The 25,819-nt window shown below is 64.1% G+C and carries 24 protein-coding genes and 4 tRNA genes; 23 read left to right on the plus strand and 5 right to left on the minus strand.

Features of this window, described 5'->3' with window-relative positions; all coding sequences use genetic code 11:
- Window positions 1-28: 28 nt before the first annotated feature.
- Window positions 29-101, minus strand: a tRNA-Val gene (locus E3T41_RS01040).
- 360 nt (window positions 102-461) lie between these two features.
- Between E3T41_RS01040 and E3T41_RS01045 the strand changes: the two genes are divergently transcribed.
- From E3T41_RS01045 to E3T41_RS01060, 4 genes are all read left to right on the plus strand, one after another.
- Window positions 462-533, plus strand: a tRNA-Gly gene (locus E3T41_RS01045).
- A gap of 60 nt (window positions 534-593) precedes the next feature.
- Window positions 594-664 (plus strand) — tRNA-Cys (locus E3T41_RS01050).
- A 60-nt stretch (window positions 665-724) separates the two neighbouring features.
- A tRNA-Val gene (locus tag E3T41_RS01055) sits at window positions 725-796 on the plus strand.
- Between the two features lie 150 nt (window positions 797-946).
- Window positions 947-1,141, plus strand: a complete 195-nt coding sequence (locus E3T41_RS01060) for a DUF1918 domain-containing protein (protein ID WP_092449125.1) — start codon at window positions 947-949, stop codon at window positions 1,139-1,141.
- A 106-nt stretch (window positions 1,142-1,247) separates the two neighbouring features.
- On the opposite strand, the gene E3T41_RS01065 is transcribed toward E3T41_RS01060, so the two are convergent.
- Window positions 1,248-2,309: an Ig-like domain-containing protein gene (locus E3T41_RS01065; RefSeq protein WP_134476827.1), complete on the minus strand. Its 1,062-nt coding sequence runs from the start codon at window positions 2,307-2,309 to the stop codon at window positions 1,248-1,250.
- A gap of 225 nt (window positions 2,310-2,534) precedes the next feature.
- On the opposite strand from E3T41_RS01065, the gene thrS reads away from it, so the two are divergent.
- The 13 genes from thrS (at window position 2,535) to E3T41_RS01130 (ending at window position 16,442) form a co-directional block, all read left to right on the plus strand.
- Window positions 2,535-4,526 (plus strand): threonine--tRNA ligase, encoded by a 1,992-nt coding sequence (thrS, locus tag E3T41_RS01070; protein WP_241990990.1) that lies wholly within the window; start codon window positions 2,535-2,537, stop codon window positions 4,524-4,526.
- A 25-nt stretch (window positions 4,527-4,551) separates the two neighbouring features.
- Complete coding sequence (locus tag E3T41_RS01075) at window positions 4,552-5,145, plus strand: HIT domain-containing protein (protein ID WP_134476938.1); 594 nt, start codon at window positions 4,552-4,554, stop codon at window positions 5,143-5,145.
- A gap of 103 nt (window positions 5,146-5,248) precedes the next feature.
- Complete coding sequence (gene pdxS / locus E3T41_RS01080) at window positions 5,249-6,151, plus strand: pyridoxal 5'-phosphate synthase lyase subunit PdxS (protein WP_092449122.1); 903 nt, start codon at window positions 5,249-5,251, stop codon at window positions 6,149-6,151.
- Window positions 6,152-6,177: 26 nt separating this feature from the next.
- The gene (gene pdxT / locus E3T41_RS01085; protein WP_134476941.1) at window positions 6,178-6,804 is read left to right on the plus strand and encodes a pyridoxal 5'-phosphate synthase glutaminase subunit PdxT; all 627 of its coding nucleotides are present in this window, start codon (window positions 6,178-6,180) and stop codon (window positions 6,802-6,804) included.
- Window positions 6,805-6,878: 74 nt separating this feature from the next.
- Window positions 6,879-7,448, plus strand: coding sequence for a DUF1697 domain-containing protein (locus tag E3T41_RS01090; RefSeq protein WP_092449120.1), 570 nt, complete (start codon window positions 6,879-6,881; stop codon window positions 7,446-7,448).
- 105 nt (window positions 7,449-7,553) lie between these two features.
- Window positions 7,554-8,318 carry a YebC/PmpR family DNA-binding transcriptional regulator gene (locus E3T41_RS01095; RefSeq protein ID WP_092449190.1) on the plus strand — a complete coding sequence of 255 codons (765 nt, stop codon included), beginning with the start codon at window positions 7,554-7,556 and terminating at the stop codon, window positions 8,316-8,318.
- A 4-nt stretch (window positions 8,319-8,322) separates the two neighbouring features.
- The gene (ruvC, locus tag E3T41_RS01100) at window positions 8,323-8,949 is read left to right on the plus strand and encodes a crossover junction endodeoxyribonuclease RuvC (RefSeq protein WP_092449119.1); all 627 of its coding nucleotides are present in this window, start codon (window positions 8,323-8,325) and stop codon (window positions 8,947-8,949) included.
- A complete protein-coding gene (gene ruvA, locus E3T41_RS01105) occupies window positions 8,946-9,626 on the plus strand; it encodes a Holliday junction branch migration protein RuvA (RefSeq protein ID WP_092449118.1) in 681 nt (226 codons plus the stop codon). The genes ruvC and ruvA overlap by 4 nt, the downstream gene beginning before the upstream one ends.
- Window positions 9,623-10,672, plus strand: a complete 1,050-nt coding sequence (ruvB, locus tag E3T41_RS01110; protein WP_092449117.1) for a Holliday junction branch migration DNA helicase RuvB — start codon at window positions 9,623-9,625, stop codon at window positions 10,670-10,672. The genes ruvA and ruvB overlap by 4 nt, the downstream gene beginning before the upstream one ends.
- Before the next feature lie 108 nt (window positions 10,673-10,780).
- Window positions 10,781-11,185 carry a preprotein translocase subunit YajC gene (gene yajC / locus E3T41_RS01115; protein WP_092449116.1) on the plus strand — a complete coding sequence of 135 codons (405 nt, stop codon included), beginning with the start codon at window positions 10,781-10,783 and terminating at the stop codon, window positions 11,183-11,185.
- A gap of 90 nt (window positions 11,186-11,275) precedes the next feature.
- A complete protein-coding gene (gene secD, locus E3T41_RS01120; RefSeq protein ID WP_092449115.1) occupies window positions 11,276-13,003 on the plus strand; it encodes a protein translocase subunit SecD in 1,728 nt (575 codons plus the stop codon).
- Window positions 13,003-14,016, plus strand: a complete 1,014-nt coding sequence (gene secF, locus E3T41_RS01125; protein ID WP_134476830.1) for a protein translocase subunit SecF — start codon at window positions 13,003-13,005, stop codon at window positions 14,014-14,016. The genes secD and secF overlap by 1 nt, the downstream gene beginning before the upstream one ends.
- A gap of 170 nt (window positions 14,017-14,186) precedes the next feature.
- Window positions 14,187-16,442, plus strand: coding sequence for a bifunctional (p)ppGpp synthetase/guanosine-3',5'-bis(diphosphate) 3'-pyrophosphohydrolase (locus E3T41_RS01130; RefSeq protein WP_092449113.1), 2,256 nt, complete (start codon window positions 14,187-14,189; stop codon window positions 16,440-16,442).
- Here the strand turns inward: E3T41_RS01130 and E3T41_RS01135 are convergent.
- The 3 genes from E3T41_RS01135 to E3T41_RS01145 all read right to left on the minus strand — a co-directional run bounded on the left by E3T41_RS01135 (window position 16,439) and on the right by E3T41_RS01145 (window position 19,291).
- Window positions 16,439-17,041, minus strand: a complete 603-nt coding sequence (locus E3T41_RS01135) for a type IV toxin-antitoxin system AbiEi family antitoxin (protein ID WP_134476832.1) — start codon at window positions 17,039-17,041, stop codon at window positions 16,439-16,441. The genes E3T41_RS01130 and E3T41_RS01135 overlap by 4 nt on opposite strands.
- A gap of 113 nt (window positions 17,042-17,154) precedes the next feature.
- The gene (locus E3T41_RS01140) at window positions 17,155-18,387 is read right to left on the minus strand and encodes a DUF349 domain-containing protein (protein WP_104133161.1); all 1,233 of its coding nucleotides are present in this window, start codon (window positions 18,385-18,387) and stop codon (window positions 17,155-17,157) included.
- Window positions 18,388-18,496: 109 nt separating this feature from the next.
- Entirely contained in the window at window positions 18,497-19,291 is a 795-nt protein-coding gene (locus E3T41_RS01145) for a peptidylprolyl isomerase (protein ID WP_134476834.1), read from the minus strand.
- Between the two features lie 106 nt (window positions 19,292-19,397).
- Between E3T41_RS01145 and E3T41_RS01150 the strand changes: the two genes are divergently transcribed.
- The 6 genes from E3T41_RS01150 (at window position 19,398) to ruvX (ending at window position 25,818) form a co-directional block, all read left to right on the plus strand.
- The gene (locus E3T41_RS01150; protein WP_134476836.1) at window positions 19,398-20,738 is read left to right on the plus strand and encodes a replication-associated recombination protein A; all 1,341 of its coding nucleotides are present in this window, start codon (window positions 19,398-19,400) and stop codon (window positions 20,736-20,738) included.
- 295 nt (window positions 20,739-21,033) lie between these two features.
- Window positions 21,034-21,663: a 30S ribosomal protein S4 gene (gene rpsD / locus E3T41_RS01155; RefSeq protein WP_092107727.1), complete on the plus strand. Its 630-nt coding sequence runs from the start codon at window positions 21,034-21,036 to the stop codon at window positions 21,661-21,663.
- Window positions 21,664-21,792: 129 nt separating this feature from the next.
- A complete protein-coding gene (locus E3T41_RS01160) occupies window positions 21,793-22,164 on the plus strand; it encodes a DUF948 domain-containing protein (RefSeq protein ID WP_092449108.1) in 372 nt (123 codons plus the stop codon).
- A 133-nt stretch (window positions 22,165-22,297) separates the two neighbouring features.
- Entirely contained in the window at window positions 22,298-22,528 is a 231-nt protein-coding gene (locus E3T41_RS01165; RefSeq protein ID WP_092449107.1) for a hypothetical protein, read from the plus strand.
- A gap of 63 nt (window positions 22,529-22,591) precedes the next feature.
- Window positions 22,592-25,246: an alanine--tRNA ligase gene (alaS, locus tag E3T41_RS01170; RefSeq protein WP_134476837.1), complete on the plus strand. Its 2,655-nt coding sequence runs from the start codon at window positions 22,592-22,594 to the stop codon at window positions 25,244-25,246.
- A gap of 101 nt (window positions 25,247-25,347) precedes the next feature.
- Window positions 25,348-25,818, plus strand: coding sequence for a Holliday junction resolvase RuvX (gene ruvX, locus E3T41_RS01175; protein ID WP_092449189.1), 471 nt, complete (start codon window positions 25,348-25,350; stop codon window positions 25,816-25,818).
- The last annotated feature ends 1 nt before the right edge of the window (window position 25,819 follow it).

The raw sequence follows: 25,819 nt of genomic DNA on the forward strand, positions 1-25,819 counted from the left end.
TTTCTCGGGGCTTTTCGTGTATTCGCGGTGGGCGATGCGGGACTTGAACCCACGACCTCTTCCGTGTGAAGGAAGCGCGCTACCAGCTGCGCCAATCGCCCAATTGCACTCACACCACAAACCAAAGTTGCTGGTGCGACTTTTGATACTAGCCCAGACTGGCGGGTCGCCGCACATCGACGCCGCTCGCGGTGTGGCGCGGGCCACCCCCGCACCAGCTCGACGGCACAGCCACGTTGCGCGGGAGCTTCGCCGCTGCGCGGGAGACGGCGGAACTGGCGCAGGTCCAGCGCAGCGTGTTGCGCGAGTGTTGTGGCCAGGGCCCTTACTCCTGGCGCAACTCCCGCGCCGCCCGCACCCCACCCACGCCACCCCCCGCGCAACACGCCGTAAAAGCCTCGGTTTGGTTTCCGTCTGGCTATTCAGCTAGAGTCTCTGAGTACGCAGAAATGCGAACAGTTGCGGATGTGGCGCAGTGGTAGCGCATCACCTTGCCAAGGTGAGGGTCGCGAGTTCGAATCTCGTCATCCGCTCGAATGAACTGGAATCGCACCTTTGGGTGCGGTTCCAATTCGTTTGGTATGAACCCAACTGGTGGATTGGCCGAGAGGCGAGGCAGCGGCCTGCAAAGCCGTTAACACGGGTTCGAATCCCGTATCCACCTCAATTCCTGGTGCATTCGCCGAGAACTGTATTGCAGAGACACCGTAATTCCCAGAATCTTGGGCGATTGGCGCAGCGGTAGCGCGCTTCCCTGACACGGAAGAGGTCACTGGTTCGATCCCAGTATCGCCCACACAGCGTTTGAAGAAACACGAAAACCCCGGTCAAACGGGGTTTTTTTGTACGCAAAACCGGCCGTGCACTATCTGGGCAACACGCCGGCTGGTGTGCCCTTGTGCAGCATCCACTGCCCGCGTAGTTTTGCGCGCAGGAGGTGAGTGCAATGCGCGCCACAGAGGGAGATCGGATTGTCATTCGCGGCAAAACGGTGGAACGGCCGGACCGTCGCGGCGAGATACTTGAGGTTCGCGGGATCGACGGCGGGCCGCCGTACCTCGTATTGTTCGACGACCGGCACGAGAGCATCGTGTATCCCGGTGCCGACTTCGTGATCGAACGTTCGTCGGAGTCGGTTTAGGTCAGCGCCTGATTTGCGCGTCGGCCAACCCGCGAAAGCGGATGCCGCGCCCAGGTCGCCGGGAGAGGGTGAGAGTTCAGCGACGCTGAACTCTCACCCTCTCCCGTTACCGAATTACCCGCACCAATCGCGGCAGGGTCAACGCCGGAGCGTACTTCGTCGTACCCAGATAGCGGGCCACGAGCGCGTGCGTGCCCACCTTCAATGACGTGTACTTGAACGTGGCTGAACCCTTCGAAAGCGCTACCGGCTGGCCGACCTTGGTCGCCACGTCATAGAACTGCACGAACCCGGTCACCGTTCCGGCCGCTGAAGTGAATGTCGCTGTGGCCGAGACGGGCGTTCCCACGTGCACATCACCCCGGGGCATGACGGTCAGCGTTCGACTTACCCTGGCCGGCTTCGCCACGACCGTGACAACCACTGTTGGTGAGGTCGATGGGCTGTAGAAGACGGCGAAACTCTCCGCCGTGATGCGGTGCACCCCCACGGACAACCTCGTCGTCGTGATCGTCGAATGCCACTCGCCGAATACCTGGTCGCCGACCAGCGGTCGGCCATTGTCGAAGAAGGCGATCTCTTCGCTGGAACGATCACCGTCCAGGGCGCGGCCCTGACTGTCCGTGACGGCTGCGGTGAAGGTGATGCGCTGGCCGGCCGTGATGGTGCCGGACGGCGTCGCGGTCAGGGTCGTTTTGGTGTCGGGTCCGGTCGGCACGAAGTAGTTAAAGGTTTTCGATGCCGGGGAAAAGTTTCTATCCCCGAGATAGTCCACTCGAAACTGGCGCGTACCGGCCTTGCTGGGGTAGGCATCGGAGAAGAAGATGCCGGCCGTGTCGCTCGGCAGGAGCGCGGGTGTCTCGGTGCGGTTACCGGGCTCAATCGACACGACGCGCACACTTCCCGTCGGAACGGCGGTGGCGGGGGCAACGGCCGAGATCTCGCCGTAAACGGATGCCGCCTGGCCGGCAAAGTAGAAGTCAAAGGTGCCAGCCTCAATGCTGACCGTACCCCGCCCCGGGGAAAGGGCCGGGGCATCCGTTGCTGCCGATGCGGCGGGTGCGACGATCAAGGCACCGAGCACGGACGCAATCACCAGTGCCGACAGGCGCCAGGAACGCTTCGCGCCGCTGCGGGCCGCTGGGGTTGGGTGAGGTAAAATTGTCATGGCACGTTTCTTTGCGGTCGGTGGTGCTCGGACCCCCAAATCACGGACAAAGTACTCCGATATCGGCTCGGTTTGTAGGGCGTGCGAGCGCTATCGCTGTCTCTCAGTCGCTCAACCGACGATCAGCCCGGCGCACGCCGCTAAAGTTGATGGGTAGGCAAACAACAGGGAGTAATACACGTGGCTGACGGCTTTGCGCTTTTCACCGACCGATCCGTTGTCGCAATGCGCGTCAACGGTGAGTTGAAAGATCTGGCGGCCACCGTGTTGCCGACGGATGCTGTCGAACCGGTCACCATAGATTCTCCCGATGGCCTGAATATTCTGCGCCACTCGGCCACCCACGTGCTGGCCCAGGCCGTGCAGACCGTCAACCCGGCCGCCCGCCTCGGCATCGGCCCATTCGTCACCGACGGCTTCTACTACGACTTCGATGTGGCCGACCCGTTCACCCCCGAGGACATCAAATCGCTCGAAAAGGCGATGGACCGCATCATCCGCCAGGGCCAGCGGTTTGTGCGTCGCGTCGTCACCCACGACGAAGCCCGCGCCGAACTGGCCGCCGAACCCTACAAGCTCGAACTCATCGGCATCAAGGGCGGTCCCGGTGAGGGCGACGCTGTCGCCAACAACAGCCCGACCGCCGACGACGAGTCGGTCGAGGTCGGCGGCGCCGAGCTGACCATCTATGACAACGTCGACCCTAAGTCCGGGGAAACGGTCTGGAAGGACCTCTGCCGCGGCCCACACCTGCCCAACACCCGCATGATCGGCAACGGCTACTCACTCACCCGCCTGGCCGCCGCCTACTGGCGCGGCTCAGAGAAGAACCCGCAGCTGCAACGCATCTACGGCACCGCTTGGCCCACCAAGGACGAACTGCGCGCCTACCAGGCCCGTCAGGAAGAGGCGGCCAAGCGCGATCACCGCAAGCTCGGTGCCGAACTCGACCTGTTCAGCTTCCCGGAGGAGATCGGCTCCGGCCTGGCCGTGTTCCATCCCAAGGGCGGGATCATTCGGCAGGAGATGGAGAGCTACTCCCGCAAACGCCACGCCGAGGCTGGCTACGATTTCGTCTATTCACCGCACATCACCAAGTCGACCCTGTTCGAAACCTCCGGCCACCTCGACTGGTACCGCGAAGGCATGTTTCCCCCGATGCACCTCGACGAGGAACGTGACGACACCGGTCACGTCACCCGCCAGGGCGTCGACTATTACCTCAAGCCGATGAACTGCCCGTTCCACAACCTCATCTTCAAGTCAAGTGGCCGCAGCTACCGTGACCTACCGATGCGCTTGTTCGAATTCGGATCGGTCTACCGTTACGAGAAGTCCGGCGTGCTCAACGGCCTTACCCGCGTTCGCGGCATGACCCAGGACGACGCCCACATCTACACCACCAAGGAAGGCATGAAGGAGGAGCTCACCAGCACCCTCAACTTCGTGCTGCAGCTGCTCGCCGACTACGGACTCGAGGACTACTACCTCGAACTCTCCACCAAAGACCCAAAAAAGTTCGTCGGCAGCGACGAAGCCTGGGACGAAGCCACCGAGACGCTCCGCGAGGTCGCCGAAGCCTCCGGTCTCGATCTGGTCGCCGACCCGGGTGGAGCGGCCTTCTACGGCCCCAAGATCTCGGTGCAGGCCAAGGACGCCATCGGGCGAACCTGGCAGATGTCGACCATTCAGCTCGACTTCAACCTGCCCGAACGGTTCGACCTCGAATACACCGCGAATGACGGCAGCCGCCAGCGCCCGGTCATGATTCACCGCGCCCTGTTTGGCTCGATCGAGCGCTTCTTTGCCGTGCTCACCGAGCACTACGCCGGGGCGTTCCCGGTCTGGCTGGCCCCGGTGCAGGTTGTCGGTATTCCCGTCTCCGAGCAGTACGGCCCCTTCCTCGACGACGTGATCGCCACCTTGAAGAAGGCCGGCGTGCGCGCCGAAGTCGACCATTCTGACGATCGCATGCAGAAGAAGATCCGCACTCACACCAAGGCCAAGGTGCCGTACCAGCTCATCGTGGGCGAAGATGACCAGGCCAACGGCGCGGTGAGCTTTCGCTTTCGCGATGGGACGCAGCAGAATGGGGTGCCGGTAGACGAGGCCGTGCGCATCATCGTGGAGTCGATCGAGAACCGTGCGCAGGTGACTACGACTCCGGTCGCCCCGGTCGCCCCGGTTGCCCCCGCTGTGGCCGAAGTGCAGGCCTAGCGTGTCGGCGATTCCGGCCGATCGGCTGCGCGGTTCCGACGCGCTCGGCGCGGGTGCCAACGAAACCGATGCAGAATTCGCGGGTGTTCCGGATGCCTTCCAACGGCTCTGGACGCCGCACCGGATGGTCTACATCCAGGACGGGCAGCAGCCGCACCCCGACGACTGCCCGTTCTGCATCGCGCCGACCCTGGACGACGAGAAGGCGCTGATCGTGGCGCGCGGCACCCATGCCTACGTGCTGCTCAACCTTTTTCCGTACAACAGCGGCCACCTGCTGGTCTGTCCGTATCGGCACGTCGCCACCTACGACCAGGCCACTCCGGAGGAGATCGCCGAAATCGGCGACTTCACCCAGATCGCCATGCGGGTGCTCACCCAGGTGTCGAACTGTGACGGCTTCAACATCGGTATGAATCAGGGACGTATCGCCGGGGCCGGCATCGCCGAGCACCTGCACCAGCACATCGTGCCGCGCTGGGCCTTAGACTCGAATTTTTTTCCGATCATCGCCGGCACCAAGGCCATCCCGCGCCTGCTCGGCGAAGTTCGGCGCGAAATTGCCGACGGCTGGCCGGGCGCGTTGACTCCCTCGGCCGCCACGGCAGCTTCCCTCTAGTTTTGCTCTAGGCCGGGCAGCGTGCTGGCACGCCCCGGTCATCCGTTCGACCGACACCAGCCGCCGACCAGACCACCACCGCGCAAGGAATATAATCGTAGCTATGACTCAATCAAACTCTGCCGAACAAGTTGGCTCGAGCCGCGTCAAGCGGGGACTCGCCGAAATGCTTAAGGGCGGCGTCATCATGGACGTCGTCACCGCTGCCCAGGCTCGCATTGCTGAAGACGCCGGCGCTGTAGCCGTCATGGCGCTCGAACGCGTTCCCGCCGATATCCGCTCGCAGGGTGGAGTTGCCCGTATGAGCGACCCTGACCTGATCGACAGCATCATTGCCGAGGTCAACATCCCGGTCATGGCGAAGACCCGCATCGGCCACTTCGTTGAGGCGCAGATTCTTGAGGTGCTCGGCGTCGACTACATCGACGAGTCCGAAGTGCTCAGCCCGGCCGACTACGTCAACCACATCGACAAGTGGAACTTCACCATTCCCTTCGTTTGTGGTGCCACCAATCTCGGTGAGGCACTCCGCCGCATCAACGAGGGTGCGGCCATGATTCGCTCCAAGGGCGAAGCCGGCACCGGCGACGTCTCCGAGGCCACCAAGCACATTCGCACCATTAACGGAGAAATTCGTCGTCTCGGTTCGCTGAGCAAGGAAGAGCTGTACGTTGCCGCCAAGGAGCTGGCGGCGCCGTACGAACTGGTGGCTGAGATCGCCGCAACCGGAAAGCTGCCCGTTGTTCTCTTCACTGCAGGAGGTGTGGCCACCCCGGCCGACGCCGCCATGATGATGCAGCTCGGTGCTGACGGCGTGTTCGTTGGCTCCGGCGTCTTCAAGTCGGGCAACCCCGAACAGCGTGCCGCCGCCATCGTGAAGGCTGTCACTTTCTACGACGACGCCAAGGTCATCGCTGAGGTCTCCCGCGGTCTCGGTGAGGCCATGGTCGGCATCAACGTGTCGGACATCCCCGCACCGCACCGCCTCGCTACGCGCGGCTGGTAGCCCGACCGTTCGTGACGATTCTCTCGATGGGCACCCGACCGGCAGAGGCCGCTGTACCGGCAGGTCTGCGGGTCGGGGTGCTCGCCCTGCAGGGCGACTTTCGTGAGCACGCGCAGGTATTGCGCGCGCTCGGCGCGAACGTCGTCCTGGTGCGCCGTCCGGAAGAATTGCTCCAGGTCGACGGTCTGGTCATTCCGGGCGGCGAATCGAGCGTCATGGACAAGCTCGCCCGTACCTTCGGCCTCGCCGAACCGCTCCGCGCAGCCATCCGCGGCGGGCTGCCGGTCTATGGAACCTGCGCGGGGCTGATCATGCTCGCCGACACGATTCTCGGTGGCATGAACGGCCAGCAGAGCCTCGGCGGACTCGACATCGCCGTGCGCCGCAACGCCTTCGGTTCGCAGACCGCTTCCTTCGAGACCGACCTGGACATTCCGGCGCTCGGCGAGAAGCCCGTGCACGCGGTGTTCATTCGGGCGCCGATCGTGGAGACCGTCGGACATCGGGCGACCGCACTGGCCACCCTCGCCGACGGCCGCTGCGTCGCCGTGGAACAAGGCAACCTGCTCGGCACCTCTTTTCATCCGGAAATCACCGGCGAATACCGTTTTCACCAGTATTTCCTGCAGAAATTGGTCGCCGCCGCCCGCTGATGCCAGGCCCAATTGTGCCGCGCGCGCGAGTGTGGCTAGGGTTCAGACATGACTCAGACAACCGGTGGTCAACGATGACCCGATATGTAGCACTGCTCCGTGGCATCAACGTCAACGGCATCACCATCGCAATGAGCGATCTCGCCGACACATTTCGCGAACTCGGCTTCACCGACGTCAAAACGGTGTTGGCGAGCGGCAATGTAATCTTCAGCATCGACAGTCCGCTCGTCGACACTCCGCTGATTAACAAAGTGGATGCCGCAGCCCTCAAGGCGCGCATCGAAGCCGCCCTGACGGCTCGCTTCGAGTACGAAGCATGGATCGTGCTCGTCGACGCCGAATCGCTCGACCGCATCGTGCGCTCGTACCCGTTCGACGCCGACCGCGACGGCTGGCACCCCTATGTCATGTTCTCCTCCGACCCCGGCCACCTCAGTGAGCTGGCCGGACACGCCAAGGAACTCGATGCCACCGACGAACGCATCGAACTCGGCCACGGCGTGCTGTACTGGGAGGTGCGCAAAGCCGTCGGCATCAAGAGTGCCTTCAGTAAGAAGAGCGCCAAGCTCAAGTACCGCGACACCACCACCACCCGCAACCTGCACACGCTGCACAAGCTGCTGGAAGTCACACCGGGATAGACTGAGTCGGCACCAAGCGTGCACCGACTTCGCAGCGATCATCAGAGCCTGATCGAGCACAACTCATTCGAACACAGCTTGTTCGAGCACAACAACGGGAGATGTATGTCCGGGCATTCCAAATGGGCCACCACCAAGCACCAGAAGGCGGTCACCGACTCCAGACGAGCCAAGGCGTTCGCCAAGCTCATCAAGAACATTGAGGTTGCGGCCCGCCTGGGCGGCGCTGACCTCTCGGGTAACCCGACGCTGGTCGATGCCATTCAGAAGGCCAAGAAGACCTCCGTGCCCAACGACAACATCGACCGCGCCGTCAAGCGTGGTGCCGGGCTGTCTGGCGAACAGGTTGACTACACAACCATCATGTACGAGGGCTATGCCACGCACGGTGTCGCGATCATGATCGAGTGCCTCACCGACAATAAGAACCGTGCTGCCGCCGAGGTACGCACCGCAATGGCCCGCAATGGGGGAGCCATGGCCGACCCGGGCAGTGTCGCCTACAACTTCCACCGCAAGGGTGTCGTCGTGGTCAAGCACCTGCCCACGATCACCGAAGACGACATCATGCTCGCCGTGCTCGACGCCGGCGCAGAAGAGGTCATCGACGAGGGCGAGACCTTCGAGATTCACTCTTCCGTTGGCGACCTCGTCGCCACCCGCACCGCGCTGCAGGCCGCCGGCATCGACTATGAGTCCGCCGATATCGCCTTCATCCCGTCGCTCAAAGTCGAAGTCGACGCCGAAACCGCCCGCAAGGTGTTCCACCTGATCGACGCGATGGAAGACCTCGACGACGTGCAGAACGTCTATTCCAACTACGACCTGTCGGCCGAGGTACAGGCCGCACTCTCGAGCGAGTCCGAGTAGTTCGATGGCGGTCCGGGTTCTCGGCATCGACCCGGGCCTCACCCGCTGCGGTGTCGGCGTGGTCGATGTCGAAGGCAACCGTTCGGCCCGCCTGGTGGACGTGACCGTGCTGCGCAGCGCGCCCGACCTGCCCCTGGAGCAGCGGCTGCTGCTGCTGTCGCAGGGCCTCGAAGAGATGCTCGACCGGCACCGGCCGCAATTCATCGCCATCGAACGGGTTTTCGCCCAGCACAACGTTCGCACGGTCATGGGAACGGCCCAGATCAGTGGGGTGGCCCTGTTGCTCGCCGCCCAGCGCGGACTGCCGGTGACCCTGCACACCCCGAGCGAGGTGAAGGCGGCCATCACCGGGTACGGGTCCGCCGACAAGCAGCAGGTCGGCACCATGGTCGCGCGCATTCTCGGGCTCACCGAAATTCCTAAGCCCGCCGATGCAGCGGATGCCCTGGCCCTCGCGATCTGCCATGCCTGGCGCACCGGCGCCTCCGGCGGCACGCTGCCGACCGTCGTCTCGGTCAAAGCGGCCACAGGAACGCCTGCCGCGCTGACCCCGGCGCAAAAGGCCTGGCGTGCCGCCGAACGCGGGTCGGTGCCAGCGGTGTCGGCGGTGCCCCGTAGTCTTAAGCGGTGATCTCTTCCGTACGTGGCCTTGTCCTGTCTGCCGTGGGCTCAACCGCCAGCTCATCAACGGTGGTAATCGAGGTCGGGGGAGTCGGCCTCGGGGTGCAGGTGACGCCGGCTACCGCCCTCGGCGTGCGCATCGGTGACGAGGCGCGCCTTGCGACCACGCTCATCGTGCGCGAAGATTCCCTTACCCTCTACGGTTTTCCCACGGCTGATGAACTCGCCGTGTTCGAACTGCTGGTCGGCGTCACGGGGGTTGGCCCCAAATCCGCCCTCGGCGTGCTCGCCGTGCTCAGCCCCAACCAGATCGGGCAGGCCGTCAATGCAGACGACGACGCAGCCTTCCGCAAGGTCAGCGGCATCGGTCCCAAGACCGCGAAACTCATCGTGCTCTCCCTCGCCGGAAAAATCGCCGTCAGCGCCGAAAGCGCCCCGACTCGCCGACCCGGCGCTACCTCGGTCGCCGCGAGCGTGCAGGCTGCCCTGATCGGTCTGGGCTGGTCCGAACGGGTCGCCGCTGAGGCCGTCGATGAAGCCCTCACCGAGCTGGCGGACGCTGCCGGCGCCGATTCCGCGCCGCCGACCGTCGCCGCTGTGCTCCGGCTGGCCCTCGGCCGCCTCGGCCCGGCGGCGCACCACGCCACCGGGTCTGCAGCTGCGTCGACCGGTTCGGGCCGTTCGTGACCACGGACCCGGGCGTCGAGCTCAGTAACCCCTCGCTCGAAAGCGAATCCGAGCTCGCCTTCGAGGGCGCGCTGCGCCCGGCGAGCCTGGCCGAATTCGTCGGCCAGAAGAAGGTGCGCGGGCAGTTGCAGCTGCTGCTGACCGCCGCGACGATGCAGAACCGCACGCCGGACCACATCCTCCTGGCAGGCCCGCCCGGCCTCGGAAAGACCACCCTCGCCATGATCGTTGCCTACGAGGGCAACCGGCCGCTGCGCATGTCGAGCGGACCGGCCATTCAACACGCCGGTGATCTCGCTGCGGTGCTGTCCTCACTGGTTCCCGGTGAGGTGCTGTTCATCGATGAAATTCACCGCATGGCGCGATCGGCCGAAGAGATGCTCTATCTCGCGATGGAAGACTTTCGCATCGACATCATGGTGGGCAAGGGCGCCGGGGCCACCTCGGTGCCGCTCGACCTTGCCCCGTTCACCCTGGTGGGGGCCACGACGCGCTCCGGCCTGCTGCCGAACCCGCTGCGTGACCGATTCGGCTTCACCGCGCACCTGGAGTTTTACGCCGAGAGCGAGTTGGAACAGGTGCTCTATCGCGCCGCCCAGCTGATCGACCTGCCGATCGAGCGCGACGCGCTGGCCGAGATCGCCGGCCGGTGCCGGGGCACACCCCGCATCGCGAACCGCCTGCTGCGCCGGGTGCGCGATTACGCGCTCGTGCACGGGGGCGGCGCCAACATCGCGGCGGTGCACGCGGCGCTCGAACTCTACGACGTCGATGCGATCGGCCTGGATCGTCTGGACCGGGAAGTCATGAAGATCATCCTGACGCGATTCGGTGGTGGACCGGTCGGCCTGAACACCCTGGCCGTCTCGGTCGGCGAGGAGTCCGAAACCGTCGAAGCGGTCGTCGAGCCGTTCCTGGTACGGATAGGATTCCTCACGCGTACCCCGCGCGGCCGTGTTGCGACCAGCGCGGCCTGGCAACATTTTGGTCTCACACCGCCCCTGGGCATTACCCCACAGGGAAGTGTGACCCTTCTTGACCTATAATTCAATTTGGCCCGCCTGTCTAGAGGCATATTCTCTCTAGGCCTGCTGGCGGGTCTTCACCCACAAGCTTCGGCCACCCGCGCCGCAATCGGAAGGTTTTACCGCTCCATGGATTCTTTGACTCTCGTCATGTTGGCCGTTTTGGCCGTACTCGTCTTCTTCATGTTCCGCAACGGCCGTAAGCGCAAGAAGGACCAGGAAGCCCTGCAGGCGACCATGGTTCCCGGCGCCGACGTCATGACCAACTTCGGTATGTACGGCACGATCATTGCCATCGACGAAGAGGCCAACAAGGTCGAACTTCAGATCGCTCCCGGCGTCATCGTTGAGATCCACCGTCAGACCATCGCTCGCGTGGTGGAGCCGATTGTCGCCGACGACGTCGAAGACGACTCTGCCGTTGAAAGCATCGACTCACTGCGTGAATCGGAACTGTCTGAGCCGGAATTCGGCCAGCGCGTGGTCGAGAGCGACACCGACACCACCGAACAGCCAAAAAAGGGCGACGCGTAATCTAGCTCCCGCACCAACAACGCACGTACTGCAACACGCGGCGCGCCCACACATTCTGGTGTGGGCGCCAACAGAAAGCTGAGTTCATAGGTGGCTAAGTCGTCGTCTCCGGCCAAAAAGGCCTGGCGTTCCCTGACCTGGCTGGGCGTGCTCATCGTCGGCCTGATCGCTCTGAACGCGTTCGGCGTGTTCACCCAGAACGGGTCGTGGACGCCGAAACTGGCGCTCGACCTCGAGGGTGGAACGCAGATCATTCTCGCCCCGCAGGTCGAGAGCGGCGCGACCGTCACCTCTGAGCAGCTCACCGAGGCCGTGGGCATTATTCGCCAGCGGATCAACTCCTCGGGAGTCTCCGAAACCGAGGTCAACACTCAGGGCGGCCAGAACATCGTCGTATCGATCCCCGGTACCCCCGATGACGCCACCCTGGAGCGCATCAAGTCTTCGGCCAAACTGGAATTCCGCGCCGTGCTCGTGGCCGGTCAGCCCTCGGGCCAGACCGTCGGTGCCGACGGTACCGCGACCCCCGCACCGGAGGCAACCGTCGACCCGAGCCTGTCCACGACTCCGACGGTCGAACCCACCGACGCGAGCGACCTGAACTACGTCACCCCGGCCCTGCAGGCCGAGTATGACGCCTTCGACTGTGCCGCGATCAACACCACGAACGTCGCGCCGGCCGATGAACCCCTCATCACCTGCGAAACGGATGGCTCGATTAAGTACATCCTCGGCCCGGTCGAGGTTGACGGTTCCACCATCACCGACGCGACCAATGGTCAGCGCACCACCTCGTCGGGCGCAACCACCGGTGAGTGGGTCGTCAACATTGTGTTCAACAGCGAGGGCACCACGAAGTTCGCCGACGTCACGACGCGGCTGAACAACCTGACCGGGGCGCAGAATCAATTCGCTATCGTGCTCGACGGCGCTGTTATCTCGGCGCCGTCCAACACGCAGGGAGCCATCCTCAACGGCAGGCCGGAAATTTCGGGCTCCTTTGACCAGGACAGCTCGAAGGCCCTCGCTGACCAGCTCAAGTTCGGCGCTCTGCCGATCAGCTTCACCGTACAGAGCCAGGACACCATCTCGGCCACCTTGGGATCGACACAGCTGCTCAACGGACTCATCGCCGGTTTAATCGGTCTGATCCTCGTCGTCATGTACTCGCTCGCCCAATACCGTCTGCTGGGCCTCGTGACCGTTGCTTCGCTCGCAGTCGCGGCCGTGATCACCTACCTGCTCATCACTATCCTGTCCTGGCGTGAGGGCTACCGTCTGTCGCTGGCCGGTGTTGCCGGCCTGATCGTGGCGATCGGTATCACCGCCGACTCCTTCATCGTGTACTTCGAACGCGTACGCGATGAACTGCGTGACGGTCGCGGGCTGGAGTCGTCGGTCGAGGCCGGCTGGAAGCGTGCCTTCCGCACCATCGTCGCCTCTGACGTCGTGAACTTTCTCGCCGCCGCCGTATTGTTCGTGCTCGCCGTAGGAAATGTGCGCGGCTTCGCTCTGACCCTCGGCCTCACCACCATCGTCGACCTGCTCGTGGTGAGCATGTTCACCCACCCGATGTTGCAGCTGGTTGCGAAAACCCGGTTCTTCAACGAGGGCCACAAACTCAGCGGCCTCGATCCTCGTGCCCTCGGCGCGGTTTACCGTGGCCGTGCCCGCTTTGAACCCTCGTCGACCATGTCGGCGAGGAAGGTGGCGTCCTCGAGCAAAGAGGCGGCCAAGCGACAAACGATCGCCGAACGTAAGGCGTCTGAGCTGGTAAGTACCAGTACTGATCGATCGACAGACGGGAAGGATTCCTGATGGCCAGCTTCTCGCAGCTCGGAAATGACCTCTACACCGGGGCACGGTCGCTCAATATCGTCGGGCGCCGCAAACTCTGGTACCTGATCGCCGGTGGCATGATCCTCATTGCCCTGGTCGGCCCGTTCCTGCTGCGCGGTGGTTTTGTGTTCGGCATTGAATTCACCGGCGGCAGCGAATTCGTCGTCTCCCAGACGACGAGTCAGTCGCAGACCACGGCAACGGATGCCGTCGCGAGCGTCGCTCCCGACGTCGTTCCGAAGGTCTCCACCGTCGGCTCAGACGGTGTTCGGATCCAGACCGACCAGATGTCTGAGGGGGAGACGACGGAAGTACGCGACGCCCTCGCCGCCGCCTATGACGTTCCGGTCACCGAAGTGGCCACCTCCTTCATCGGAGCGACCTGGGGGCAGGACATCACCGGCCAGGCGCTGCGCGCCCTGATCGTGTTCCTCGTGCTCGCCGGTATCATCATGGCGATCTACTTCCGCACCTGGAAGATGTCGGTCGCGGCCATGGTCGCGCTGCTCCATGACCTCGTGATCACGGCCGGGTTCTACGGCATCACCGGATTCGAGATCACGCCGGCCGCGGTGATCGGGTTCCTGACCATTCTGGGCTACTCGCTCTACGACACCGTCGTGGTCTTCGACAAGATTCGGGAGAACACCAACTTCGATGGATCCGGCTCAAGCCGCACCTTCGCGGAGTCGGTCAACCTCGCCGTGAACCAGACGCTGGTGCGCTCGATCAACACCTCCGTCGTCGCCGCCCTGCCCGTGGCATCCATTCTGTTCATCGGTGCCTTCGTGCTCGGTGCTGGCACCCTGCGCGACATTTCGTTGGCTTTGCTCATCGGCATCCTGGTCGGTACCTACTCAACGATTTTCATCGCTTCGCCGCTGTATGTTCAGTTGCGCGCTGGCGAGGCCGCCATTCGTAAGCACGACAAGCAGGCTTTGGCGGCACGCGCCAAGGCTTCGACGCCGGCTGCGGAGTCCGTTACCGCGTAGCATTCGCTCTCTGATCGAAACGGCCAGCCCCGATGGGCTGGCCGTTTCGCTGCGTGTGGGCAGGGCGGATCGCTTGCAGCGTAAGGGAGAGGCGTCGCGAACCGGCATAATTGAGGGAACGCAAACACAGCCCGCGCGGTTTCAACCGCTGTGAGTTAAGAGGTGAGACTATGACGGACACGACGACGCCATCTCCGGCCTCGCTGCGCCGTTTGGTTCCGCGCATCTTCTCTCGGGCCCAGCCCGCTGGTGCCGTCGACCGCCTGATCAAGACGGTGCGGCTGAACCACCCCAAGGTCGACCTGTCGATTATTGAGCGTGCCTACACGGCTGCCGAGCGTGCCCACGACGGGCAGATGCGGCGCAGCGGAGAGCCGTACATCACCCATCCCGTTGCCGTGGCCCAAATTCTGGCCGACCTTGGCATCGGCACCAAGACCATAGCTGCTGCGCTGCTGCACGACACCGTCGAAGACACCGACTACACGCTCGACGCCCTGCGGGCCGACTTTGGCGACGAAATTGCGATGCTGGTCGACGGCGTCACCAAGCTCGACAAGGTGAAGTACGGCGACTCGACTCAGGCCGAGACCGTGCGCAAGATGATCGTCGCCATGTCCAAGGACATCCGCGTACTCATCATCAAACTCGCCGACCGGCTGCACAACGCGCGCACCTGGGGCTTCGTACCCAACGAATCCGCCGTGCGGAAGGCTACTGAAACCCTTGAGATCTATGCACCGCTGGCTCACCGCCTGGGTATTCAGACCATCAAGTGGGAACTCGAAGACCTCTCTTTCGCCGTGCTGTACCCCAAGCTCTACGCCGAGATCGAAAGCCTGGTCAAACAGCGCACCCCGCAGCGCGAAGAGTTCGTGCAGCAGATCATCGACACCATCAGTGACGACCTCAAGTCCGCTCGAATTCGGGGAAAAGTTGCCGGGCGCCCCAAGCAGTACTACTCGATCTACCAGAAGATGGTCGTGCGCGGCCGCGAATTCGACGAAATCTACGACCTTGTCGGCATCCGCGTTCTCGTGAATTCGGTAAGGGACTGCTACGCCGTGCTGGGTTCTATTCATGCCCGCTGGACCCCACTGCCCGGGCGGTTCAAGGACTACATCGCGACCCCCAAGTTCAACCTCTACCAGTCGCTGCACACGACGGTGCTCGGCCCGAGCGGTCGCGCGGTCGAGATCCAGATTCGTACCACCGAAATGCACCAGCGCGCCGAATTCGGTGTCGCCGCGCACTGGAAGTACAAGGAGCAGGTCAACGGCAAGAGCGCCGGCGGCCCGGGCCCGCAGAGCGACACCGATATGGCCTGGCTGGCGCATATCTCCGACTGGCAGGCCGAAACTGCCGATCCCGGCGAGTTCCTCGACTCCCTGCGCTACGAGATCGGTGCCAAAGAGGTTTATGTCTTCACGCCGAAGGGCCGCGTCATCGGGTTGCCCTCGGGCGCGACCCCGGTTGACTTCGCCTACGCGGTGCACACCGAGGTCGGCCACCGCACCATGGGCGCCAAGGTCAATGGCCGTCTGGTTCCGCTGGAGAGCGAACTTATCACCGGAGACGTTGTCGAGGTATTCACCTCGAAGAACCCCGACTCCGGGCCCAGCAAGGACTGGCTCAATTTCGTCAAGAGCCCACGCGCGCGCAACAAGATTCGGCAGTGGTTCACTAAGGAGCGCCGCGACGAAGCCATCGAGCAGGGCCGCGACGCCATCGCCAGGGCCATGCGCAAGCAGAACCTTCCGCTGCAGAAGCTGATGAACCAGGACTCCTTCGCGGAGGTCGCGGCTCAACTCAAATATGATGACGTGTCGGCCTTGTATGCGGCGGTTGGTGAAGGCCACGTCTCGACCCAGTCCGTGCTCGAAAAGGTTGTGTCCTCGGTGCAGAGCATCGACGACAATGACAGCAACGACTTTCCGGTTGCTGCCCGCGGCCGGCCGCAGACCACTCGGAACACTGATTCTGGTGTGCTCGTGCGCGGTGCCCCGGACATTCTGGTCAAGCTTGCCCGCTGTTGCACGCCGGTTCCCGGCGACAAGATCGTCGGGTTTGTCACCCGTGGTGCTGGTGTCTCGGTGCACCAGGCGGCGTGCCACAACGTGCAGTCCCTGCTCAAGGAACCGGAGCGCATGATCGAGGTCGACTGGGCGCCAACGTCGAAGAGCCTGTTCCTGGTGCACATCCAGATCGAGGCACTCGACCGATCCGGATTGCTTTCCGATGTCACCCGGGTGCTGTCTGAGCATCACGTGAACATTCTCTCGGCCACGGTCAACACGTCGAGTGACCGCCTGGCGCTCAGCCGGTTTGTGTTCGAGATGGGTGACACCACCCACCTTGATCGCGTCCTCAATGCTGTGCGCCGCATCGATGCTGTCTACGACGTCTACCGGGTCAACGACGGCTAGACGCCCACTGCTTTCTCGGGTGCTGCGCTCGACTGGTACAGGGAGCGCAACGCCTCGTTGACCGCCGCGAACCTGGCCACGGCGACGACGCTGTAGGCTGGGCTTCCGCGCTGGCAGAGGCGCACGGCCGCGGAGATGTCAGGATACGCGCCGTAGTGCAGGAGCCGGGCTAGAAGCGCGATGATCTCGGCCCCCGAGGTCGCTGGCGGATAGCGCGCCAGGTCGACGGCGGTACGCAGGGGAGTGGTCACCCGGACATTCGCGATGGTGCGCACGTCATCGGGAGAGCGCACGATTTCGCGCAGCTGAACACGTGGTGACCAGACGGCCGTCGTGCGCGCACCAATGAGCACGCAGAATTGGTGGCGACGGGGCTCAGGTGCGACGCCGTAGATCCACGCGGCGGTGAGGCGCTCGGCGATGGCGCGGGGTGGGACCAGCCGGCTGGCGGAGACGGCCCGTGTGGAGCATCCGTCTATTTCATCGATCACACACCAGGAGTCGGCGAGTTGAAAAACCTGCCCGTCGAGCCGGGCGCTGCACAGCTCGGCCAGGGGCAGGTCGTTGACCGTGCGCGTTCGTTTCCGGGGATTCATCATGCCGCCATGCTGTCCCTTAACCAGGTCCAGGCCCCCGAAGGAGCCTGGATCTGTGGAGAAAATGACCACCGGTGCGGGGTGGGGATAGTTCCTGCCGGGTGTTGCAGTCGTGCCTATTGGCCCATCGCCTTGAGCCAAGCCTTGCGGGCCTCGAGCGCTTCGTTGGCGTTCTTGATGGCGCGGGCGTTCTGGCTCTTCTGAGCGGTGGCCAGTTCATCTTCAAGTTTGGCGATCGCGTCATTCAACTGGCCGGCGAAACCCTCGGTGCGGGCCTTGGTCTCTGGATTATTGCGCTTCCAGTGGTCGTCATCGAGCTTGCGCACGACGGCTTCGACCTTGCGCAGGCGATCCTCGATCGGCTTGACCTCGTCGCGCGGAACCTTGCCGATGACGTCCCACTTGCGCTGGATGACCGTGAGCGTGTCGCGAGCGGCGTTTCGGTCAGTGGTCGTCAGCAGTGTCTCGGCCTCGGTCAGGAGTTCCAGCTTGAGTACCAGGTTCGCGGAGAACTCCTCGTTGTCCTGAGCTTCCACCTCGCTCTTGACGGAGTAGAGCACGTCGCCGGCGGCCTTGAACTTCGCCCACATGGCGTCGTCCTGCTTTTTGCCGCTGCGGCCGGCCTGCTTCCACTCGTCGAGCAGCTTGCGGTAGGCGGACACCCCGTCGGCACCCTGCGGCGCGAGCGCCTCAGCCTGCTCGATTAGGTGCTGCTTCTTGGTGCGAACGTCCTTGTGCGCGCTGTCGAGCTCGGCAAAGAACGCCTTGCGGTTCTGCTCAATCGTCGTGCGGGCCGCCCGAAAGCGCTTCCACAGGTCGTTGGCCTCGCCCTTGGGAATGCGCGGGGCATCGTGCTGGTGCGCCTGCCACTTCGCAAAGAGGGCGTCGAGGGCAGCGCTGGTCTGCTTCCACTGTGTCTTGGCCGGATCTTCGGCGGCGAGGCGCTCGGCCTCGGTCACGATCTCGGCTCGTTCGGCGACGGCGGCAGCGGATGCTGCTTTGGTCTCGATGCTCTGCTGCTCGGTGAGTTCGGTGACGGCTCCGCCGAGCGCGCCGAGGCGTTCTGCCAGCGCGGCCAGGTTACCGACGGCGTTGGCGTTGGCAACGGCGACGGTGAGATTGGCCACCGATTTGGCCACGTCTGCGGCCGGAGCGCCACCCTTCGCACGCTGCTCGAGCAGGGTGACCTGCCCATTGAGTTCAACGTACTTGCGTTCGAAGTAGGCCAGGGCCTCTTCCGGAGTGGCATCCGGGTATTGGCCGACGGCGCGTTCGCCATCCGCCTCGCGCACGTAAACCGTGCCGGTTTCGTCTACGCGACCCCATGGTTGCTGATCTGTCGTAGTCAAGAGCCTCACCTTTGCTGAGTTGTTGTGTGGGCGCCGCGGGAAGAAAAAATGCGGAGCCAGGAAATACCCTGATAAGCCTATTGCAATAGCGCAGGGGGATCGATCGATCCTACTGAACTGTTATCCCGGTAATCGTGGTCGGTACGACGGGCGAGGCGCCGCCTGCCGTGATTCCGGCATCCGTGATCTCGATTTTGATCTGGTCGAGGCCACTCGTGACCCGCCCGAGCACCGTGTAGCCGCCTGCGCTGTCGGCGGGGATGGTGCTGTCTTCGTAGACGATGAAGAACTGGCTGCCGTTGGAGAAGCCGTCGTTGCCGGAACGTGCCATGGCGAGGGTTCCAGCTGGGTATACGTTGTCGGTCGGTGCATTCTCCACCGGTCCGTAGCTGTAATCGGGGCCGCCGGTGCCATCGCCCACCGGGTCGCCGCACTGCAGCACGAAAATGCCCTCCACCGTCAGACGGTGGCAGGTGAGGCCGTCGTAAAACCCGGTCTGAACGAGGCTGATGGTCGACGAAACCGCCTGCGGCGCCAGGGCGCCGTCGAGCTCGATTCCCACCGGAATGTCGTTGAGGGTCATGGTGCCGGTCCAGGTGCGACCTTCGGCCAGCGTGCTGGCGGGCACCACACCCGAATTGGCCCCGGCGGCAGCCGTCGGCGTCGTGGTCGGGGTGTCGGTTGCCGCAGTGGTCGCGTCCGGAGTACCTGGTCCGCCGGTGAAGTAGAAGACCTGCGCCACCACGATCAATGTGAGTACGACGAGCAGCCCCCCGCCGGCGATCAGGTTGTCCCGCACGCGCCGCTTCGACTGGTGCTCGTGCACCGCCCGTCGGGCCTGGTAGGAACGAACACGTCCGCGCTCTTCACGTGCCGCACGCTCGAGCTTGTAATTCGAAGCCACTTGGAACCCCTCCAGGGCCGTCGGGGTTGGCGACGACCGCACAAACGCAGTCGGGCGCCAACGCTCCCGACCTCGTAGAACTCTACGCACAAACTACGCTGGAGGAATGTCGGATGCTCAACCGGGTCTGCGGAGTGGCCAGGCCCCCCTCGCCGTACGAATGCGCCCGAAAACCCTGGACGAGGTAGCCGGCCAGCGTCATCTGCTCACCCCGGGGTCGCCCCTGGTTAGTCTGGCCAGCGACAAGACGGGGGAGCGCGGCAGCGTGTCGGTCATTCTCTGGGGACCGCCCGGTACTGGCAAGACCACGCTCGCGCAGGCGATCGCGCACAGTTCCGGACGTCGTTTCGTTGAACTCTCTGCTGTGACGGCCGGTGTGCGCGACGTGCGCCAGGTGATGGAAGACGCCCGAACCAACCGCGACCTCTACGGTCTCGCGACGGTGCTGTTTCTCGATGAGATCCACCGCTTCTCCAAAGCCCAGCAAGACACCCTCCTGCCAGGGGTCGAGAACGGCGTCGTCATCCTGGTCGCCGCGACGACCGAAAATCCGTCGTTCTCGATCATTTCTCCTTTGCTGTCTCGTTCACTATTACTCACCCTCGAAGTTCTGAGCGACGACGACCTCGGGATCGTCGTTGATCGTGCGGTCACGGATTCGCGCGGCCTCGCTGACCGGTTCGAACTCGAGGCCGAGGCTCGCGGCGCGATCATTCGCCTGGCCTCGGGGGATGCGCGGCGGGCGCTGACGGCGCTGGAGGCGGCATCCGTTTCGGCGGAATCGACGCTCGAACCCGGCGCGACCGGCAAGCCTGTCATCACGACCGACATCGTCTCGCTCGCCGTTGATCGTGCGCTGCTGCGCTATGACCGCAACGGTGACGAGCACTACGACGTAATCAGCGCGTTCATCAAATCGGTGCGCGGCAGTGACGTCGACGCCGCGCTGCACTACCTGGCGCGCATGATCGAGGCCGGCGAAGACCCGCGCTACATCTGCCGCCGCATCATCGTCCTCGCCTCCGAAGACATCGGCATGGCCGACCCGCAATCGCTCCTGATCGCCGTCGCCGCCGCCGATGCCGTCGCGCTGATCGGCATGCCTGAGGGGCGAATCCCGCTCGCCCAGGCCGTTGTGCACCTCGCGACGGCCCCCAAATCGAACGCCGCCTACATGGCGCTCGATGCTGCCATAGCGGATGTTCGCGCCGGCAAGCTGGGCCGCGTGCCCAAGGGCATGCGCGACGCGCACTACCCCGGCGCCAAGCGACTCGGCCACGGCAAGGGCTACGTCTACCCGCACAATGACCCGCTCGGAGTGGTCACCCAGCAATACCCCCCAACGGAGCTGAAATCCACCCGCTACTACGAGCCGACCGAGCACGGCCACGAGCGCGATATCTCCGCCCGCCTCCTAAAAATCCGTCGTATAGTCCGCAACGAATAAATGCGCATCCAGTTTTCACGAGACCGCTCGCGACCGCCGCTGCCCGGATCGGGAACTCGCCCTGGTGTGCAGAGCCTGAGCAGGGCATCCGCTGTGCTAACCTTGACTCTGCCTACAACTGGTTTCGGCATGCGGCTGCGTCCGTTTCCAGTTTGGAGGGGTTTCGTTCTGTAGCCGAACGTCCCATGGCACCCAATCCTCTGATCTCCCATGACGACTGTGTTGATTAGACACTGTGCTGAAAAGACGCACTCGCCCTGGTATCCCTGTTATTGAGTCCGATTGAAAGGAAACCGTGTCTACCAAGTCACGTACCCGCAGTAAAACTCGCCTCTCGCGCGCCCTGGGCATTGCCCTCACGCCGAAGGCAGCCCGCTTCCTCGAGAAGCGCCCCTATGCACCGGGTGAGCACGGCCGCACCAAGCGCAAGACCGACTCGGACTACGCCGTTCGTCTGCGCGAAAAGCAGCGCTTACGCGCCCAGTACGGCATCCGCGAAGCCCAGCTCAAGATCGCCTTCGAGCAGGCTCGTCGTCGTCAGGGACTGACCGGCGAGAACCTCGTCGAGATCCTCGAGACCCGTCTCGACGCCCTCCTCGTGCGTTCGGCCATCGCCCGCACCACCGCCCAGGCTCGCCAGATGATCGTGCACCGTCACATCCTCGTTGACGGAGAGCTCGTTGACCGGCCCTCCTTCCGCGTGAAGCCGGGCCAGCTCATGCACGTCAAGGCTCGCAGCGAGGGCATGGAGCCCTTCCAGGTTGCAGCAGCCGGCGGACACGTCGACCTGCTCCCCAAGCTCCCGCCGTACCTCGAGGTTGAGCTCGACAAGCTTCAGGCCCGCCTCGTGCGCGCGCCGAAGCGCATCGAGATCCCCGTGACCTGTGAAGTTCAGCTCGTCGTGGAGTACTACGCAGCTCGCTAACCTGTGCAGTTGGATAGTTAGTTAACCGGTCTTTGACCGGTACGCTGAAGGGCGGATCATCTCTGGGTGATCCGCCCTTTTTTGTATTCCCGGGCCTCCCAGGGGCCCATTGATTTGAGTGGAGTCACCGTGTCGGGTGGAGATATTGCAGGGCTGATCGCCGCCGGCGTATTCGCGATTCTGGTGGCGGTCATCGCCGTTCCGCTGGTCAAGCTGGGCCGGGTGTTCGATGAAACCACCGCGGCCATCCACGATCTCAGCGAGGGAATCACCCCGATGCTTGCAGAGACGACCGAAACCATCCGATCCACGAATCAGCAGCTGGCGAGGGTCGACACGATCACCAGCAACGTAGCGGATGTCACCGGTAACGTCTCAGCGCTCGTCGCGCTGTTCGCGGCCACCGTCGGCGGTCCGCTGATCAAGCTCGCCGGATTCTCGGCCGGCGTGCGAGCCGCCTTTCGTGGCGGGCGGGCGGGGTCCGGGCGAAATCGGGGTTGACCGGCTACTCTGGAGACGGCGTTGATATTCTCGCGCCCGACTTATCGATAGCTGCGGCTAGCGGTGCCAGGCTCCATTCAATTCGGTTCTATTGACTGAAAGCACAGGCCGCGCAGATTCAGGGAGAAGTGCCATGAAGAACGTCATCTGGTTGGTCATCGGTGTGGCCGCTGGCTTCGTCGTTGCTCACGAGGTCAACAAGACTCAGCAGGGTAAGCAGTTCTTCACCGAACTCGACACCAAGGCGCGCGAGTTCGGCGAGGCCATCTCCGAGGGGTATCGGCAGCGCGAGGCCGAGTTGCACGCAGCGCTCGGTGACGTTGCGGATGCCGTTGGCGACGCGCCGGCACCAAGCGCGTCCTGAGCATCCGCTTTATAAGGGCACCACGCTCCACCTCACTCATGCACTTCAATAGCTACGGACACCATGCAGACTGCTGACATTCGCGGGCGCTGGCTCGACTTCTTCGCCGATCGTGGACACACCGTTGTGCCGTCCGCTTCACTGGTGAGCGACGACCCCACCCTTCTCTTCACCGTGGCCGGCATGGTGCCGTTCGTGCCGTACCTGACCGGGTTGGTTCCGGCACCGTATCCGCGCGCCACGAGCGTGCAGAAATGCATTCGCACCAACGACATCGAAGAAGTGGGCAAGACCCCGCGCCACGGCACGTTCTTTCAAATGAACGGAAACTTCAGCTTCGGCGACTACTTCAAGGAAGAGGCCATCGGCTTCGCCTGGGAACTGCTGACTACCCCGGAAGACCAGGGCGGATACGGCTTTCGCGAGAGCGACCTCTGGGTCACCATCTACCTCGACGACGATGAGGCGCACCGCTACTGGCGCGCGCTCGGCGTGCCGGACAACCGCATCCAGCGCCTCGGCATGGACTCCAACTACTGGTCCACGGGCCAGCCCGGCCCGGCCGGCCCCTGCTCGGAGATCTTCTTCGACCGCGGCCCCGCCTACGGCGCCGATGGTGGCCCGGCCACCGACGACGACCGTTATGTCGAAATCTGGAACCTCGTCTTCATGCAGTACCTGCGCGGCGAGGGCAACGGTAAGGGCGACTTTCAGATTCTGGGCGACCTGCCGAAGAAGAACATCGACACCGGCATGGGCCTCGAGCGCGTCGCCTTTTTGAAGCAGGGCGTCGAGAACATGTACGAGATCGACCAGGTGCGCCCGGTCTTGGACCGGGCCGCCGCGCTCTCCGGACGACGTTACGGCGCCGACCACGCCGACGACGTGCGCATGCGCATCGTCGCCGACCACGTGCGTTCCTCGCTCATGCTGATGAGCGACGGCGTCATGCCGTCGAACGAGGGTCGCGGCTATATCCTCCGCCGCCTGCTGCGGCGCAGCGTACGCGCCATGCGCCTGCTCGGCGTCGACACCGTGAGCATGCCCGAACTACTGCCGGCCTCCCGCGACGCCATGAGCGCCGCCTACCCGGAGGTGAAGAGCGACTTCGGGCGCATCAGCCAGGCCGCGTTCGCCGAGGAAGAGACGTTTCTGCGCACCCTTGCGAGCGGTAGCGCGGTGCTCGACCTCGCCGTGGCCAAGACCAAGAAGGCCGATAAGACCGAACTGGCCGGACCGACCGCTTTTCTGCTGCACGACACCTACGGTTTTCCGATCGAGATCACCCTCGAAATCGCCGAGGAAGCCGGCCTCAGCGTCAACCGTGACGCCTTCGACGTGCTCATGACCAAGCAGCGCACCATGGCCAAGGCTGATGCGAAGTCCAAGAAGACCACCCTGGCCGACCTCGGGGTCTACAGCGCGTTCCGCGCCCTTGGCGAGACCGTGTTCACCGGTTACGAGGACCTGCAGAACGAGTCCAGCGTGCTCGGTCTCATCGTCGATGGTGAGTCGGTGACGAGCGCCGTTGCCGGAGAAACAGCCGAGGTCATCCTCGCAGAGACGGCGCTCTGGGCCGAAGCGGGCGGGCAGGTAGCGGATGCCGGCCTTATCGTTGGCCCCGGCTACGAGCTCAAGGTGCTCGACGTACAAAAGCCGGTTAAGGGTCTGATCAGCCACAAAGTGCTCGTGCAGTCCGGCGAGGTCGGCGTGGGCGAGCGCGCCACGAGCGTGGTCGACGAAAACTGGCGCCGCGGCGCCCGCCAGGCGCACTCCGGCACGCACGTGCTGCACGCTGCCCTGCGCCAGGTGCTCGGCCCGAACGCGCACCAGTCCGGTTCGTACAACAAGGCCGGCTTCTTTCGCCTCGACTTCTCCTGGAACCAGGCGCTCTCGCCGGCGACTCGCACCGAGATCGAAGAAATTTCCAACAACGCCATTCGCGACAACCTGCCGGTGACCACCCGGGAACTGCCCATTGCGGAGGCGAAAGCGCTCGGTGCCATGGCGCTGTTCGGCGAGAAGTATGGTGACGTCGTGCGCGTCGTCGACATCGGCGGCCCGTGGTCGCGCGAACTTTGCGCCGGTACCCATGTGGGCAGCAGTGCTGAAATCGGCATGATCAACCTGATCAGCGAGGCGTCGGTCGGTTCGACCAACCGTCGCGTCGAATCCCTCGTCGGCCTCGAAGCGTTCCGTGACCTCGCCGCCGAGCGCATGCTGGTGTCGCAGCTGACCTCAAGCCTGAAAACTCCTCGCGAGCAGCTTCCCGAACGCATCAGCGACCTGGTAGCGAGCCTCAAGAGCGCCGAGAAGAAGATCGCGGCCTTCGAAGCCCGTGCCCTGACCGACCGGGTCCCCGCTCTGCTGGCCACGGCCCGCCGGGTCGGTGCAGTAACGATCGTGGCCGAAGACCTCGGCGTGCTCGGATCCCCGGACGACGCACGGATGCTGGCCCTCGCGACCCGCGAACGCCTCGGCGCCGACGCCGTCGTCGTGGCGATCTCGGCCATAGCCGCGGACAAGCCCGTCGTGATCGTCGCCACCAACCAGGCAGCTAGAGATGCCGGCCATAAGGCCGGTGCCCTTGCCAAGACCGTCGCCGGAATCCTCGGTGGTGGTGGCGGCGGCAAGGACGATCTGGCTCAGGGCGGCGGCCCCAACGGCGACGCCATCCCGGCCGCTCTCCAGGCGGTTGTCGCGGCGGTCAGTCGCTAACGATGAGGTCCGACCGCGCTCGCTCACGCTCTGGCTCCGCCGATCCTGGTCGTTCGGCGGCGCTGTCCGGCGGGGTCGCGCCGGGTGCGGTCGCCGGCACGATGCGCTCAGGCGTGCGCCTCGGCGTGGATGTGGGCAAGGTGCGCATCGGCCTGGCCCGCAGCGACAACCACGGCATGCTCGCGACCCCGGTGGAAACCGTCGCCCGCGACGAGGCCGGAGTGACCGATCTGGCCCGCATTCTCGCGGTGGCCCTCGACCTTGACGCCGTCGAGGTTATCGTTGGCCTGCCGTTGGCGTTGTCAGGCACTGAGACCGCCTCCACGGACGACGCGGTCGGTTTCGCCGCGCGCCTGGCCGCAACTCTCGCCGTGCCGGTGCGGCTCGTCGACGAACGTCTCTCGACGGTGTCGGCGCAATCCGCGCTGCGGGCATCCGGTCGTGCTGCGAAAACGCAGCGGCCAGTAATCGACCAGGTGGCCGCGACTATTATTTTGCAACATGCGCTCGACAGTGAGCGTTCCTCCGGGCGACCGCCAGGGTCGCCCGTCGAACCGACCGAGAGGCCGTAAT

It is taken from the genome of Cryobacterium sp. Hh38 (assembly GCF_004403235.1).
GTDB lineage: Bacteria > Actinomycetota > Actinomycetes > Actinomycetales > Microbacteriaceae > Cryobacterium > Cryobacterium levicorallinum.

Coding starts and splice junctions, on each gene's coding strand:
- E3T41_RS01130 (WP_092449113.1), top strand. CDS start 14,187: ATGACGGACACGACGACGCCATCTCCGGCCTCGCTGCGCCGTTTGGTT.
- E3T41_RS01165 (WP_092449107.1), top strand. CDS start 22,298: ATGAAGAACGTCATCTGGTTGGTCATCGGTGTGGCCGCTGGCTTCGTC.
- secF (WP_134476830.1), top strand. CDS start 13,003: ATGGCCAGCTTCTCGCAGCTCGGAAATGACCTCTACACCGGGGCACGG.
- E3T41_RS01065 (WP_134476827.1), bottom strand. CDS start 2,309: ATGACAATTTTACCTCACCCAACCCCAGCGGCCCGCAGCGGCGCGAAG.
- ruvX (WP_092449189.1), top strand. CDS start 25,348: ATGCGCTCAGGCGTGCGCCTCGGCGTGGATGTGGGCAAGGTGCGCATC.
- E3T41_RS01060 (WP_092449125.1), top strand. CDS start 947: ATGCGCGCCACAGAGGGAGATCGGATTGTCATTCGCGGCAAAACGGTG.
- pdxT (WP_134476941.1), top strand. CDS start 6,178: ATGGGCACCCGACCGGCAGAGGCCGCTGTACCGGCAGGTCTGCGGGTC.
- E3T41_RS01135 (WP_134476832.1), bottom strand. CDS start 17,041: ATGATGAATCCCCGGAAACGAACGCGCACGGTCAACGACCTGCCCCTG.
- thrS (WP_241990990.1), top strand. CDS start 2,535: ATGCGCGTCAACGGTGAGTTGAAAGATCTGGCGGCCACCGTGTTGCCG.
- E3T41_RS01090 (WP_092449120.1), top strand. CDS start 6,879: ATGACCCGATATGTAGCACTGCTCCGTGGCATCAACGTCAACGGCATC.
- yajC (WP_092449116.1), top strand. CDS start 10,781: ATGGATTCTTTGACTCTCGTCATGTTGGCCGTTTTGGCCGTACTCGTC.
- E3T41_RS01095 (WP_092449190.1), top strand. CDS start 7,554: ATGTCCGGGCATTCCAAATGGGCCACCACCAAGCACCAGAAGGCGGTC.
- E3T41_RS01150 (WP_134476836.1), top strand. CDS start 19,398: ATGTCGGATGCTCAACCGGGTCTGCGGAGTGGCCAGGCCCCCCTCGCC.
- alaS (WP_134476837.1), top strand. CDS start 22,592: ATGCAGACTGCTGACATTCGCGGGCGCTGGCTCGACTTCTTCGCCGAT.
- ruvC (WP_092449119.1), top strand. CDS start 8,323: ATGGCGGTCCGGGTTCTCGGCATCGACCCGGGCCTCACCCGCTGCGGT.
- pdxS (WP_092449122.1), top strand. CDS start 5,249: ATGACTCAATCAAACTCTGCCGAACAAGTTGGCTCGAGCCGCGTCAAG.